Here is a 13,166-nt window from a genome sequence, read left to right on the forward strand (position 1 = left end):
AGGAGCCACCCAATGAAGGTTGGTGTCGAGGCGCTCGAGCTCGCCTACGGGGAGCATCGCGCCGTGAAGAACCTGGACCTGAAGATCCCAGACGGGCGATCGGTGGTCCTGCTCGGTGAGTCCGGGTGCGGCAAGACCAGCACGATGCGCTGCATCGCCGGGCTGGAAGCGCCGTCGGGCGGCCGGATCACCATCGGCGACCGGACGGTGTTCGACGGGGACACCGGTGTCTCCGTCCCGCCGTCCCGGCGCAACATCGGCATGGTGTTCCAGTCCTACGCGGTCTGGCCGCACATGACCGTCGCCGACAACGTCGCGTTCCCGCTGCGGATGAAGGGAATGAACCGGGCGCGGAGCCGGAAACGGGCGGTCGAGGTGCTCGACGTCGTCGGCCTCGCTCACCTCGGCGACCGCGGCGCGAGCCTGCTCTCCGGCGGGCAGATGCAGCGGGTCGCGCTGGCCAGGTCGATGGCGATGGAACCGGCGGTACTGCTGCTGGACGAGCCACTGTCCAATCTGGACGCCCGACTGCGCGACGACCTGCGGGTCGAGCTGCGGCGCATCCAGGTCGAGCGCGGGCTGACCAGCCTCTACGTCACCCACGACCAGACCGAGGCGCTGGCGCTGGCCGATTCGATCGCGATCATGCAGGGCGGGCGCATCACCCAGCTCGGTGCGCCGGAGGAGATCTACGCCCGCCCGGCGAGCGCCACGATCGCCCGTTTTCTCGGTGTCACCAACGTGTTCGAGGTCGGGCACGCGGACGGGAACCGGGTGCGGCTGGCGGAATCCGGGCAGGAACTCGTGGTCGGGGACCCCGCGACAGCGACTGGCTCGCACGCCTGCATCCGCCCGGAACACGTCCTGGTCACGCCGGGGGAGCACGCCGTGAGCGACGGCGGGCCGCCGGTGAACCTGCTGCACGGCACCGTCGAGGTCGCGGTGTTCCAGGGCAGTTCGATCCGCTGCACCGTCCGGACCGGTTCCGGGCTGATGGTCGAGGCGATCTGCCCGCCGCCGTCGAACGGCACGCTCGCCGCGGGGACCGAGGTCTCGGTGCGCATCCACGCCGGCGACATCCGGCTGCTGCCCGAGCACACCGGCGAACTCGAGGAGGTCGCCGCCTCATGACCACCACTCCCGAACGGACCAGGTCCGTGCCTTCGGTTCCCCCGGGTTCGCCGCGGCCCGCGCGCCGTCGCCGGTCGCCGATCCCGTTGCGCACCAAGGTGCTCGGCCTGCCGCTGCTGGCCGTGGTCGCCTTTCTCGTGCTGGTGCCCGCGGGCTTCATCGTGCTCGCGGCGTTCAGTTCCGACGTGCCCCGCCCCGGCAGCGCCGGGTTGTCGTTCACCATGGACAACCTGCGTGTGCTCGTCGCGGACGGGGTGCTGGTGGCGGCGCTGAACTCGGTGCTGATCGCGGCCGGTGCCACCGTGCTGGCGCTGCTGATCGGCGGCGCGCTCGCCTTCGCCGCCGCGCGCACCGACGCACGGGGCCGCGGCTTCCTCTACCTGATCGGCCTGATGCCGCTGTTCCTGCCGTCCTACGTCGGCGCGCTGGCCTGGTCCATTCTCGGCAGCCCCGGGGCGGGCCTGATCAACGTCGGCTTCCGGGATCTCGGGATCAACGGGCCGGTGGTGGACGTCTACACCCTCGGCGGTGTGGTCGTGGTGATGGCGATGTACTACGCGCCCTACGCCTTCCTGATGATCCACAGCTCGATGACGCTGATGAACCCCGACCTGGAGGACGCGGCCGGGGTGCACGGCGGATCGACCTGGCGGACCATCCGCTCGGTCACGCTGCCCCTGTCGCTGCCCGCGATCCTGGGCTCCGGCCTGCTCATCTTCGTCCTGGTCTTCGAGAACTTCCCGGTTTCGCAGGTGCTGGCCACCCCCGGCGGGATCGACACCCTGCCCACCTTCATCTACAAGCTGATGAACTCCTCGCCCTCCCGCGGCAACGAGGCCGCGGTGATCGCGATCGTGCTGGTCGCGGTGGTCGTGGCGATCACCTGGATGCAGCGGCGGTACCTGGCCAAGCGCTCGTTCACCACGGTCTCCGGCAAGGGCGTCAAGCCCCGCACCATCCGGCTCGGCCGCTGGCGCACCCCGGTGCTGCTGGCCGCGCTGGCCTACTTCGTGCTGTCCATCGTGCTGCCTCTGCTCGCGCTGCTGCTTTCGGCGGTGCGCAGTTCGCCGTACATGAGGTCGTTCGGCTCGCTGTTCGAGACCGGCGCGATCGACATCACCTCGTTCGCCGACGCGGTCACCTCCGACGGTTTCCTCGGCGCGGCGACCAACAGCGTCACCGTGTCCGTGGCCGCCGCGGCGGTCGGCACGGCGCTGGCCTTCGCGGTCGGGTACGTGGTGTACCGGACGCGGTCGTGGGGCCGTGGCGCGCTCGAAGGGGTGTCCATGATCCCGCTGGCGATCCCGCACGTGGTGCTGGGCATCGGTCTACTGTGGACCTGGCTGGTCATGCCGGTGCCCGTCTACGGCACGCTGTGGGTGCTGGTCATCGGATTCGTCGCGGTGCAGATGCCGCAGGGGTTCCGTGGTATCGCGTCCGCCATCCGCGCCACCGATCGGGACCTGGAGGACAGCGCGGTGATGCTGGGGGCCCGGCGGCCACGCGCGGTCGTGCGGATCACGCTGCCGTTGATGCGGGTCGCGGTGCTTTCGACCTTCCTGCTGTTGCTGATGCTCAGCATGCGCGAACTCACCGTACCGCTGTTCCTCTACACCAGCGACACGGAGATCCTCTCCATCGCCATCTACGACCAGTTCGAGAACGGCGGTGCGCTGCGTGAAGCGTCGGCCACCGCGCTCGTCTACTGCGCGATCATGTTCCTGCTCAGCTACCTGCCCCGCCGGTTCGGCGCGGGCCCGGGAGGGCACAGTGCCTGAGAAGAAAGCCTCTCGCCGCGTCCTGCTCGCACTGGCAGGCGTCACCGTACTGGCGGCGACGGCCTGCGGATCACCGGCCAACTCGACGACCGCGCAGGCGGCCCGGCTGCTCACACCGGCCACTGTGGACACCGCCGACGGGCTGCGGATCGGCGGGGAACAGATCGCCGATCGCCGGCTCTACGAAGCGGCCCGCGCGCGGAAGGTCGTGCTCTACTCGGCGGCGGGCAAGGAGGCCGAAGACCTCACCATCGCCAGGTTCACCGAGGAGACCGGGATCCCGGTCGAGCTGACCAGGCTGCCGAACAACAAGCTCGCCGAGCGGGCGCTGTCCGAGCAGGGAGCGGGCAAGCTCGGCGCCGACGTCATCCGGCTCACCGACCCGCGGACCGCCCGGCAGTTCGGTGACGCGGGCGTCTACGTGCCGTACCGGACCCCGTTCCACGGGCGCTTGGAGCAGCAGGGCGCGTTGCACAGCGCGAACTGGTTCCCCGCCTACTACTTCGTGAACGCGATGGCGTACAACTCCGCCATCCACTCGGAGAATCCGCCGACCGGCTGGCGTGATCTCACCGACCCGCGTTTCCGCGGCGAACTCGGCATCGTGGCCATCACCACCGGTGGCACGCTGAACGCGCTGACCCGGTTCCAGCTCGACACCTTCGGCCCCGGCTTCCTCGACGACCTCGCCGCGCAGGAACCGCGGGTGTTCAACTCCACCTCGACCGAAGTGGACGCGCTGGCCCGCGGTGAGATCTCGATCGCGACGGTGAGCGTGAACAACGCCTTCGGCGCGGAGACCGGTGGTGCGCCGATCCGGCTGGTCATCCCGGAAGAAGGGGTTTCGGCGTCCGAAGGCCCGCTGGGCCTGACCCCGGCGGGCGCGGTCAACCCGGCCGCCCAGGTGTTCGCGAACTGGTCGCTGTCCCAAGCCGGGCAGCGGTTCGTCGGCTCGCAGGGCTTCGTCGCGGTGCGCACGGACATCGGGTCGGTGCGCACCGGCGACTACGAACTCCCCACCGCCGACTCACCCCGCTTCCACCTGCTGACCGAGGACGGCTTCACCCGCCACGCCAAGGCGGACGAAGCGCTCTGGAAGCAGAAGTTCGACTTCATCGGCTGACCGCCACCTCGCATGAAAGGCAGCACATGACCGCGACCGTCGCGAAACAGGGCGAGAACACCGCCCAGGCCGATCTGCTCGACTCGGTACACGCCTTCGCCCGCAAGCACCTCGCCCCTGGCGCACTCGAACGTGCGCACGATCCCCGATACTCGTGGGAAATCGCCCGGTCGTTGGGGGAACAGGGACTGCTCGGCCTCACCATCTCCGAAGCCGACGGCGGCCAGGGCGCCGGACTCGCCACCGCGGTCGCGGTGATCCAGGCCGTCGCACAGCACTGCCCGAAGAGCGCGGACATCCTGCAGGCAGGCAACTTCGGTGCGATCCGCACCTTCGCCGAGTTCGGCACGCCGGAACAGAAAGCGGCGTATCTGCCCGATCTGTTGTCCGGCAACGGCCTCATCTCGCTCGGCATGAGCGAGCCGGAAGCGGGCTCGGCCGCCACGGAGTTGACCACCACCGCCACCGAGGACGGTGAGGACCTCGTTCTCAACGGAACGAAGATCTGGGGCACGCACAGCGTCGACGCCACGCTGTTCCTGGTCTACGTCCGCTTCGGGCCGGGAACGCGCAACATCGGTTCGGTGCTGGTCGAACGTGGCGATCCCGGATTCACCCTCGGCAGCCCGTCGACGTACATGAGCGGGGAGACCTGGGCGCAGCTCTACTTCGACGACTGCCGCATTCCCCGCTCTCGCATCCTGCTCGGGCCCGGCGGGTTCAAGAAGCAGATGAGCGGGTTCAACGTCGAGCGCATCGGTAACGCCTCCCGGTCGCTGGCGCTGGGCAGGCTGGCCTTCACCATCGCTCGTGACCACGTCGCGCAGCGCACCCAGTTCGGTCGCACCCTCAGTGAATTCCAAGGCGTGCAATGGACTTTCGCCGAAGCGGCGGTCGGACTGGAAGCCGCGGAGGCCCTGCTCGACCGGGCCGTGCGCAACGCCGCGAACGGGTTGCCGTCGGCGTACGAGACCACGGTGGCGAAACTGGCCGCGAACCAGGCCGGTTTCCGTGCCGCGGACGCGGCCATGCAGATGATGGGCGCGCTCGGCTATAGCAGCGAATCACTGGTGGAGTACTGCATGCGCCGCACGCGCGGCTGGATGATCGCCGGTGGCTCGCTGGAGATGATGAAGAACCGGATCGCGGAGGAGATCTTCGGCCGTCGTTTCCCGCAGCGGGCCGCCCAGTGAGCGGGGTTCGCGTCGAACGCGAAGGTGACGTCGCGGTTGTGGTCATCGACAACCCGCCGGTGAACGCGAGCACCGCCGCCGTGCGCCGCGGCCTGCTGGACGCGCTGCGCACCACCGCGGCCGACACCACGCTGGCCGGTGTGGTGCTCGCCGGTGCGGGACGCCACCTGATGTCGGGCTCGGATCTGCGCGAGTTCGACGGCGAGATCCCGGATCCGCAACTGCCCGAGGTGCTGGCGGCGATCGAAGCGCACCCGCTCCCGGTCGTCGCCGCGATCTCCGGGTCCACCCTGGGCGGCGGGTTCGAACTCGCGCTGGCCTGCGACCGGCGGATCGCGCTGGACACCGCGCGGGTCGGGCTGCCCGAGGTCGGCCTCGGCATCATTCCCGGTGCCGGTGGCATCGTCCGCACGATCCGGCTGCTCGACCCTGGCCGCCTGCTCGACCTGGTGGTGTCGGCGAAGCCGCTGCCCGCCGAGGCCGCACACGCCGAGGGCCTGCTCGACGAAGTCGTGGCGGACCGCCTGCGTGACCGTGCCGTCGCCGTTGCTCGAAGCTCGGGCAAGCGCGTGCTCACCGAGCTGCCGCCGCGGACTGGCGATGGCCTGAAGGAAAGCGCGCGTGTGTTCACTGGCCTGCCGCCGCGCACTGGCGTGTTGGAGGAAATCGCGCGTGGGCTTATCGCCCGTCATGCCGTGGATCCTGCCGTGGTGGCGGCCGTGGGGGCGGTTATGACCGCGACAGCCGTGCCCGCCCGGCAGGCGCTGCGGCACGAGCGGGCGGAGTTCACCCGGCTCCGCCGCAGTCCGGGGGCCGCCGCTCGTCGCCACCTGTTCTTCGCGCGCACGACCGCCATGCGCGAGGGAAGGCCGGGCACCGACCGCCGGATCGGGCCGGTCGGCGTGATCGGCGCGGGAACGATGGGCGCCGGCATCGCACGCGCCTTTGCCACCGCCGGGGCCCAAGTTGTGCTGGTCGACCAGAAACCCGAGGTCCTCGCCCGCGCCGCTCGCGACGGCGTGCGGACCAGCACCGCACTCACCGAACTGGCCGATGTGGATCTGGTGGTCGAGGCGGTGATCGAGGACCACGATGTGAAAACCGCGGTGCTCGCGGAGGCGGCCGCCGTGGTGCGCCCCGGCGTACCGCTGGCCACGAACACGTCCTATTTGGACATCGACGCGCTCGCCGCGGCGCTGCCGGAGCCGGAACGCCTGCTGGGCATGCACTTCCTCGCACCGGCCCACCGCACGGCGGTGGTGGAGGTGGTGCGCGGCCGGGCGACGTCACCCGATGCGCTGGACCACGTCCTCTCGGCGGCCAAGCTCCTCGGCAAAGTGCCGGTGATCGTGGGCGTGTGCGACGGTTTTGTCGGCAACCGGGTGTTCAGTGCCTACCGCTATCAGTGCGAGCTGCTCGTCGAAGAAGGATCCTCGCCCCGCGACGTCGACACCGCCCTGCTCGACGCCGGTTTTGCCATGGGGCCCTTCGCGGTGGCCGACATGTCCGGACTCGATGTCGCCTGGCGGGCGCGGCGTCGCCGGGATGCCGGGCGTGACCCGCGCGAGCGTTACCCGGATGTCGCCGACCGGCTCGTGGAGAAGGGCAGGCTCGGCCAGAAAACGGGGGCGGGCTGGTACCGCTACGAGGAGGGCTCGCGAATTCCGCACGACGACCCGGAAGTGGCCGCGATCATCGCGGATTCCCGTGCGAGCAAAGAGATCGATCCGCGGTCACGCACGCCGGAGGAAATCGTCGAACGCGTGCTCGCGGCGACCGCCAACGAAGCGGCGCTGGTGCTCGCCGAGGGCGTGGCGGCCCGGCCGGGTGACATCGATGTCCTGCTCACGCTCGGCTACGGCTTCCCAGCCCGTTTGGGCGGTCCGTGCCACTGGGCGAGCACCCGGCCGCCCGGCGCACTGGCCGACGCTCTGGACCGGCTCGGCCGTGCGGTCGGCTGGGGCTTCCGGGCGGGCGATCCGGAGTTGCTGGGCTGAGGCGAGGTCAGCGGGGGAGGACTACGCCGTGCTGCGCGACCGTGGCGACAGCCCGGCGGTCCTCGTCGAAGATGAGGCCGCGAGCCACACCGTCGCCGGGCCCGGCCGCCGGGCAGTCCTGGACGTAGAGGTACCAGCGACCGGCCGCAGGCGTGGTGTGGAACCACATCGCGTGGTCCACGCTCGCCGTCGGCCGGTACGGCTCGCGTTCGCCACGGGCTCGCGCGATCACCGGCAGCAGCGAACGGTCGGAGGCGAACACGAGCGCGGCCCGCTGCAGGTGCGCGTCCGCGTCCGGCATCGGTTCGGTGCGGAACCACAGGCAGCGTTGCCCGCCGGGGTCACCGTCGACCGGCCGGATGTCGATCGGGCGGGAGGCCGTGCGCCAGTCGCCGAGCGGAGGCAGGCGGACGCCGTCCTCGGGCAGGCCCCTGGCGCGGCGTTCGGCCAGGGTCGGCAACGAATCCGGGTCCGGGACCGCCGGGGCCTCGGCCGGAACCGGTTCGCCCGCTCCCTCGGGTCCGAGCGAGACCAGGCCGGTGAGCAGTTCGCGGCCGTTCTGCTCCGCGCTCAGGGCCAGCACGTTCCGGGTCCGGCCTTCACGGACGGCGCGCACGCTGTATTCGATGCGGCCGTCCGGTTTCCCCGGGCGCAGGAAGTAGACGTGCAGCGACTCGACGACCCGGTCGCCGGGGGAGCGGGCACCTGCGGCCAGCACCACCTGGCCGAGCAGGTGGCCGCCGAACAACCGCTGGTCGAAGCCGTGCGGAGGCAGTCCGGCCGCCCGCGCGCCGGTGTGGTCCAGCGCCAGGCGACCCGCCAGCGGCGAGCGGTTCACGACACCGGGCACGGAAGTGGCGTCGCCGTACGGGGCGTGATCAATAGAGTCCACTCCGCAGACAGTACAGGAAATAGTCTATAGAGTGTGGAGCATCGACTAGAGGAGGACCGATGAACCAGCACCCCGCCGGACTGGCCGCACCACTGCTGAAGCCGGCCACGGTGGCGATCGTGGGCGCGTCCGACGACCCGAAGAAGACGACCGGCCGTCCCCAGCGCTTCCTCGCGCAGGCCGGCTACCGGGGTACCGCGTGGTTCGTGAACCCGCGCCGGGAGACCGTGCAGGGGGAGCGGGCCTATCCGAACCTGTCGGCGTTGCCCGGTGTGCCCGACCACGTCTACGTCATGACCGGGGCGGAGGCCGCGGTCGAGACAGTGGCCGAGTGCGCCCGGCTCGGCGTACCGGTGGTGACCGTGCTGTCGTCCGGGTTCGCCGAGGACGGGCCCGAGGGCCGCGATCGCGAGCAGCGCCTGCGGGACGCCGCGGCACTGGGGATCACCCGCGTGGTCGGCCCGAGCAGCCTGGGCGTGGTGAACCCCCGCGACGGCGTGATGCTCACCGGGAACGCGGCGTTCGGCGAGCCGGACACCCCGCGCGGTGGGCTCTTCGTCGCCTCGCAGTCGGGCAGCGTGATCGGCGCGATGGTCAGCCGGGCGCGCGGGCGCGGCATCGGGTTCGCCGGGCTGGTCTCCGTCGGCGGTGAGGCCGACCTGTCGCTGGGCGAGATCTGCCTGTCCACTTTGGATGACCCGGAGATCACCGGTTACGCGTTGTTCCTGGAGTCGTTGCGCCACGCCGGGGCGCTGGCCGACTTCGCGGCCGCCGCTGGCCGGGCGGGAAAGCCGGTCGCCGTCTACAAACTGGGGCGGTCCGACGAAGCGGCCGCGCTCACCGTTTCGCACACCGGCGCGCTGGCGGGGGAGGACAGCGAAGCCGAGGCGTTCTTCCGCGCGTGCGGATTCGCCCGGGTGAGCACCTTCGAAGGCCTGGTCGAGACCCCGGCGCTGCTGGAGCGGATCCCGGCCGCAGCCGGGCCGCGCACCCCGCGGGTCGGCGTGGTCACCACCACCGGCGGCGGGGCGGCGATCATGGTCGACCAGCTGGCCCTGCGCGGGGTGTCGGTGTGCGGGCCCAGCGAGAAGCTCATCGAGCGGATGGCCAAAGCCGGCGCGCCGGTGCCGCACAGCCTCATCGCCGACCTCGGCCTCGCGGGCGCCCGGCACGACGTCGTCTCGGCGGCGCTGCGCGAACTGCAGGACAGCGGTGAGTTCGACCTGGTGCTGTTCGTGATCGGCTCATCGGCCCGGCTGAACCCGGAACTCGCCGTGCAGGCGCTGGCCGACAGCGGCGGGCACGCGGTGCCCGTGGTGGGCTTCGCCCTGCCGGAAGCCCCCGAAGCCGCCGAACTGCTCGCTGCCTCCGGCGTACCGGCCTTCCGTACCCCGGAGACTTGCGCCGACGCGATCGCCGCGGCCTTTTCCCGCCGGGTGGCCACGATCGTCCCGGAACGGCTGATCGGGCCCGGCGCGAAGGAGCCGGTTCTGCTCGACGAACAAGCCTCGGCCGAACTGCTGACCCGCGTCGGTGTGCCCACCGCACCTTCGATCGCCTTGAAGACGGCATCGCTGGACGACGAATTCGACCTGCCGTTCGGGTTTCCCGTTGTGGTCAAGGCGTTGAGCGATCAGCTGGCGCACAAGAGCGACGCGGGCGGCGTGGTGCTCGGGGTGGCCGACGCCGACGAACTGCGGGCGGCCGCGCGGCGGATCATCGCCGAGGTGGCCGAGCGCGCCGGGGTCGACGTCGATCGCGTTCTGGTGCAGCCGATGGTTTCCCCGGGGGTCGGTGAAGTGCTCGTCGGTTACCGCCGCAGCCCCGACGCCGGGCCGGTGGTCGTGCTGTCCACCGGTGGCGTGCAGGCCGAACTGTACGGCGACAGCGCCGTGCGGCTCGCCCCGGTCGACCACGCCACCGCCGCCGAGATGGTCGACGAGGTGACCGGACTGGCCGTGCTGAAGGGTTTCCGGGGCAAGCCGGCCGGCGACCTCGCCGCCCTCACCGGCACCATCGTCGCGATGTCCGAACTCGCGGTCCGCGAACCGGAAGTTCTCGAGGCGGAAGCCAATCCGGTCCTCGTCGGCCACAGTGGGGCCGTGGCACTGGACGCACTGGTCACCGTCCTCAGGTGAGTGCCGGCTGCGTCAGGTCCGGTCCGCCTGGCGGAGCGGCAGCGGCCGGACGACGCCGGGGCGGTGATGCGGTGCGGGCATGCCGTCCGGCACGGTGAGCAGGCGCCGCCCGGCGGATTCCGGTCGTACGGCCGGGCCGTCGCCGGACGGGGTGTGCGGGTGGCGGACCCGCAGCAGGTCCTCGTCGACCCGGACGCCGATGCCCGGCGAGTCGCCGAGCACAAAATGGCCGTCCTCCACGTGCGTGTCGAGGAGCACGCCGAGCGGCGGCCGGAGGTCCTGCAGCTCGGCGGCCAGGTGGTTCGGTGCCGCGGTGGCGGCGTGCACCAGGCCGACCGGTGTGTTCCCGACCGGGCTGACCGGGAGGTCGTGCGCGTGCGCCAGGGTGGCGACCCGCAGGAAGTGGGTGATGCCCCAGACCGCGCTCGTCTGGACGATGTCGATGGCTCCCGCGGCGAGCAGCGGGCGGAACTGTTCGAGGCCGGACAGGTTCTCCCCGCTGGCGACCGAGGCCCGGATGCCCCGGCCGACAGCGGCGAGCCCCTCGGCGTCCCAGCGCCGGACTGGTTCCTCGACCCAGGTGAGGTCGAGGGTGCGTTCCAGTTCGCACACATGGCGCACGGCCTGCTTGCGGGACCACGACTCGTTCGCGTCGAGCATCAGCACCGGCCGCGGCCCACGTGCGGCACCGGCCAGCACCTCGCGGACCAGAGTCAGCCGGTGCCGGTCCCGGTCGACGTCCAGCCCGCCCTTGAGCTTGGCCGCGCGCAGCCCGTGTTCCGCGTAATCCTGGTACACCGTCACGAGTTCGGCGTCGGTGAGGCCGATGTCCAGTCCCGAGGCGTACGCGGGCACCCGCCGGTCGCGACCGCCGAGCAGCCGCCACAACGGCTCACCGGCGGCTTGGGCCTTGATGTCCCACAACGCCGTGTCGAACGCGCCGATGGTGCCGAACACCGCGCCCGCGTGCCCGGCCTTGAACGTGTGCCGCAGCATGCGGTCGTACAGCGCGGTGACCGCGCGCGGATCTTCACCGTCGATGGCGGCGAAGATCGCGCCGGCGTCGAGGTGCGGCCCGAGACCGACACCGGTGATTCCCTCGTCGGTGTCCACCAGGACGATCGGCACGGGGACGCGCCCGTCGGCGAAGACGCCGTTGGCGTCCCCGACCGGCCGCCCCCATTCCTGGACCGTGTGCAGGGTTCGGAAACCGGTGATCCGCATGTCAGCCCTTCGTGGAACCGGCGGTGACGCCTTCGGCGATGTGGCGCTGGAAGAACAGGTAGATCACCAGCACCGGCACGGCGGCGATCAGCACGCCGGCGGCGAAGACCGGGATGTTGTCGGAGTACTGCCCGCGCAGCGAGGTGACCCCCACCATCAGCGTGCGGTTGCCCGCCGACGGCATCAGCAGCAGGGCGATGAGCACGTCGTTCCAGCAGAACAACGCGTCCAGGATGCCGACCGAGATCAGCGCCGGGGTGCCCATCGGCAGCATGATCCGCCGGTAGACGCCGAACGTGGTGTTGCCGTCGATCCTGGCCGCATCGACGATCTCGGCCGGGATGTGCGCGTAGTAGCTCGCCATCAGGAAGATGGTGAACGGGAGGAACTGCGCGACGTAGGCGAGGACCAGCCCAGGGCGGGTGTCGAGCAGGCCGAGGTCGGCCATCGTCCTGGCGAGCGGGACCATGATCACCTGGAACGGCACGAACAACGCCGCGAGGCAGCCGAGGAACAACGTCCGCGAACCGCGGAACCGCAGGCTGCCGATGGCGAAGCCGGCCATCGAGCCGAGCCACAGCAGCAGGACGACCGCGCAGGTCACCACGATGAGCGACGTGGTGAAGTAGCGGGCCATCCCGGCGCTTTCCCAGGCGGTGACGAGATTGTCCGCGTGCGGGGCCTCCGCCGGGGCGAAGCGGTCGAGGACGTACTCGCGGCGGGTCTTCAGCGCGACGTTCGTGGTGAACACCAGCGGATAGATCGTGGCCAGCGCGAGTGCGGCCATCGGCACGGAGGCCAGCCACCGGCCCGCCCGCGCGGCGGCCATCAGTCGACCCTGCCGGACCGGCGGAGCAGGCTGATCTGGAGCAGCCCCACCACCACCATGACGAGGAAGAGCACGGTGGACGCGGCCGAGGCCAGCGCCGGGCGGTCCAGCTGGCCCTGCTGGATCCAGATGTAGTACTCCGGCAGGTAGGTGGCACCGCCCGGCCCACCGCCGGTCATCACGTAGAGCAGGCCGAACATCGAGGTCAGCAACCCGATCATGGTGGTCACGAAGACGAACTGGATGGTGCGGGACAGGCCGGGCACGATCACGTGCCAGATGAGCCGCGGCAGTGCCGCGCCGTCGATCCGCGCGGCGTCGAGCAAGGTGGAGTCCAAAGTGGAGAAACCGGCCAGGAACACCACCAGCGCCATCCCGAAGGTGGCCCAGACGTGCACGCCGACGACCGCGAACAGCGCGATGTCCGGATCGCCGAGCCAGTCGACCGGGCCGAGGCCGACGGCGCCGAGCACGGCGTTGGCCGGACCGTCGAAAGCCAGCAGCAGGTTGAAGATCGCCCCGGCGATCACCGGGGACAGCACGGCGGGGAAGAAGTAGACGCCGCGGAACACGCGGTGTCCCGGCACACGCAGGTAGATGAACGTCGCGAGCAGCCCGGGAATCGCGACCGCCACCGGGAGCAGCAGCACCAGCAGCGCCACGTTCCGCAGCGAGCCGAGGAACAGCGGATCATCGAACAGGGTCGCGTAGTTGTCCAGCCCGACGGCCGTTCCGTCGCGTTCCCCGTCCCCGGTGAAGGAGAAGTTGACGCCGAGCGCCAGCGGGTACAGCCGCAGCACCACGAGGATCAGCACGGCCGGGGCCACCAGCACGTACGGCGCGAGGCGGTCCACGCCCATG

At 70.9% G+C, this 13,166-nt stretch carries 10 protein-coding genes; 6 read left to right on the forward strand and 4 right to left on the reverse strand.

The window, feature by feature from the left end; genetic code table 11:
* Nucleotides 1-12 precede the first annotated feature (12 nt).
* Genes YIM_RS23275 through YIM_RS23295 form a run of 5 tightly spaced genes read left to right on the forward strand, consistent with a single transcriptional unit; the run spans nt 13 to nt 7,222 of the window.
* Nucleotides 13-1,131, forward strand: coding sequence for an ABC transporter ATP-binding protein (locus YIM_RS23275; protein ID WP_153032352.1), 1,119 nt, complete (start codon nt 13-15; stop codon nt 1,129-1,131).
* Entirely contained in the window at nt 1,128-2,909 is a 1,782-nt protein-coding gene (locus YIM_RS23280) for an iron ABC transporter permease (protein ID WP_153032353.1), read from the forward strand. Before YIM_RS23275 ends, YIM_RS23280 begins: the two co-directional genes overlap by 4 nt.
* On the forward strand, nt 2,902-4,032 hold the full coding sequence (locus YIM_RS23285) for an ABC transporter substrate-binding protein (RefSeq protein WP_153032354.1): 1,131 nt from the start codon (nt 2,902-2,904) through the stop codon (nt 4,030-4,032). The genes YIM_RS23280 and YIM_RS23285 overlap by 8 nt, the downstream gene beginning before the upstream one ends.
* Nucleotides 4,033-4,058: 26 nt before the next feature.
* Nucleotides 4,059-5,225 (forward strand): acyl-CoA dehydrogenase family protein, encoded by a 1,167-nt coding sequence (locus YIM_RS23290; protein WP_153032355.1) that lies wholly within the window; start codon nt 4,059-4,061, stop codon nt 5,223-5,225.
* Nucleotides 5,222-7,222, forward strand: a complete 2,001-nt coding sequence (locus tag YIM_RS23295; protein ID WP_153032356.1) for a 3-hydroxyacyl-CoA dehydrogenase NAD-binding domain-containing protein — start codon at nt 5,222-5,224, stop codon at nt 7,220-7,222. The genes YIM_RS23290 and YIM_RS23295 overlap by 4 nt, the downstream gene beginning before the upstream one ends.
* Nucleotides 7,223-7,229: 7 nt before the next feature.
* Here YIM_RS23295 and YIM_RS23300 read toward each other — a convergent pair whose 3' ends face one another.
* Nucleotides 7,230-8,114 carry an acyl-CoA thioesterase II gene (locus YIM_RS23300; RefSeq protein ID WP_153032357.1) on the reverse strand — a complete coding sequence of 295 codons (885 nt, stop codon included), beginning with the start codon at nt 8,112-8,114 and terminating at the stop codon, nt 7,230-7,232.
* Between the two features lie 59 nt (nt 8,115-8,173).
* Here YIM_RS23300 and YIM_RS23305 point away from each other — a divergent pair, with 59 nt between their 5' ends.
* The gene (locus YIM_RS23305; protein ID WP_153032358.1) at nt 8,174-10,252 is read left to right on the forward strand and encodes an acetate--CoA ligase family protein; all 2,079 of its coding nucleotides are present in this window, start codon (nt 8,174-8,176) and stop codon (nt 10,250-10,252) included.
* A gap of 12 nt (nt 10,253-10,264) precedes the next feature.
* Here YIM_RS23305 and YIM_RS23310 read toward each other — a convergent pair whose 3' ends face one another.
* From YIM_RS23310 to YIM_RS23320, 3 genes are read right to left on the reverse strand one after another with little or no spacing between them, the layout of a single operon-like run.
* Nucleotides 10,265-11,476, reverse strand: a complete 1,212-nt coding sequence (locus tag YIM_RS23310; RefSeq protein WP_153032359.1) for a mandelate racemase/muconate lactonizing enzyme family protein — start codon at nt 11,474-11,476, stop codon at nt 10,265-10,267.
* A 1-nt stretch (nt 11,477) separates the two neighbouring features.
* Complete coding sequence (locus YIM_RS23315; RefSeq protein WP_153032360.1) at nt 11,478-12,305, reverse strand: carbohydrate ABC transporter permease; 828 nt, start codon at nt 12,303-12,305, stop codon at nt 11,478-11,480.
* Entirely contained in the window at nt 12,305-13,165 is an 861-nt protein-coding gene (locus YIM_RS23320; RefSeq protein WP_153032361.1) for a carbohydrate ABC transporter permease, read from the reverse strand. The genes YIM_RS23315 and YIM_RS23320 overlap by 1 nt, the downstream gene beginning before the upstream one ends.
* Nucleotide 13,166: the final 1 nt, after the last annotated feature.

The organism is Amycolatopsis sp. YIM 10 (assembly GCF_009429145.1).
GTDB lineage: Bacteria > Actinomycetota > Actinomycetes > Mycobacteriales > Pseudonocardiaceae > Amycolatopsis.

Bases quoted from the DNA above. Each gene is read 5' to 3' on its own strand.
- YIM_RS23315 (WP_153032360.1), bottom strand. From the start codon at position 12,305: ATGGCCGCCGCGCGGGCGGGCCGGTGGCTGGCCTCCGTGCCGATGGCC.
- YIM_RS23290 (WP_153032355.1), top strand. From the start codon at position 4,059: ATGACCGCGACCGTCGCGAAACAGGGCGAGAACACCGCCCAGGCCGAT.
- YIM_RS23310 (WP_153032359.1), bottom strand. From the start codon at position 11,476: ATGCGGATCACCGGTTTCCGAACCCTGCACACGGTCCAGGAATGGGGG.
- YIM_RS23305 (WP_153032358.1), top strand. From the start codon at position 8,174: ATGAACCAGCACCCCGCCGGACTGGCCGCACCACTGCTGAAGCCGGCC.
- YIM_RS23275 (WP_153032352.1), top strand. From the start codon at position 13: ATGAAGGTTGGTGTCGAGGCGCTCGAGCTCGCCTACGGGGAGCATCGC.
- YIM_RS23320 (WP_153032361.1), bottom strand. From the start codon at position 13,165: ATGGGCGTGGACCGCCTCGCGCCGTACGTGCTGGTGGCCCCGGCCGTG.
- YIM_RS23280 (WP_153032353.1), top strand. From the start codon at position 1,128: ATGACCACCACTCCCGAACGGACCAGGTCCGTGCCTTCGGTTCCCCCG.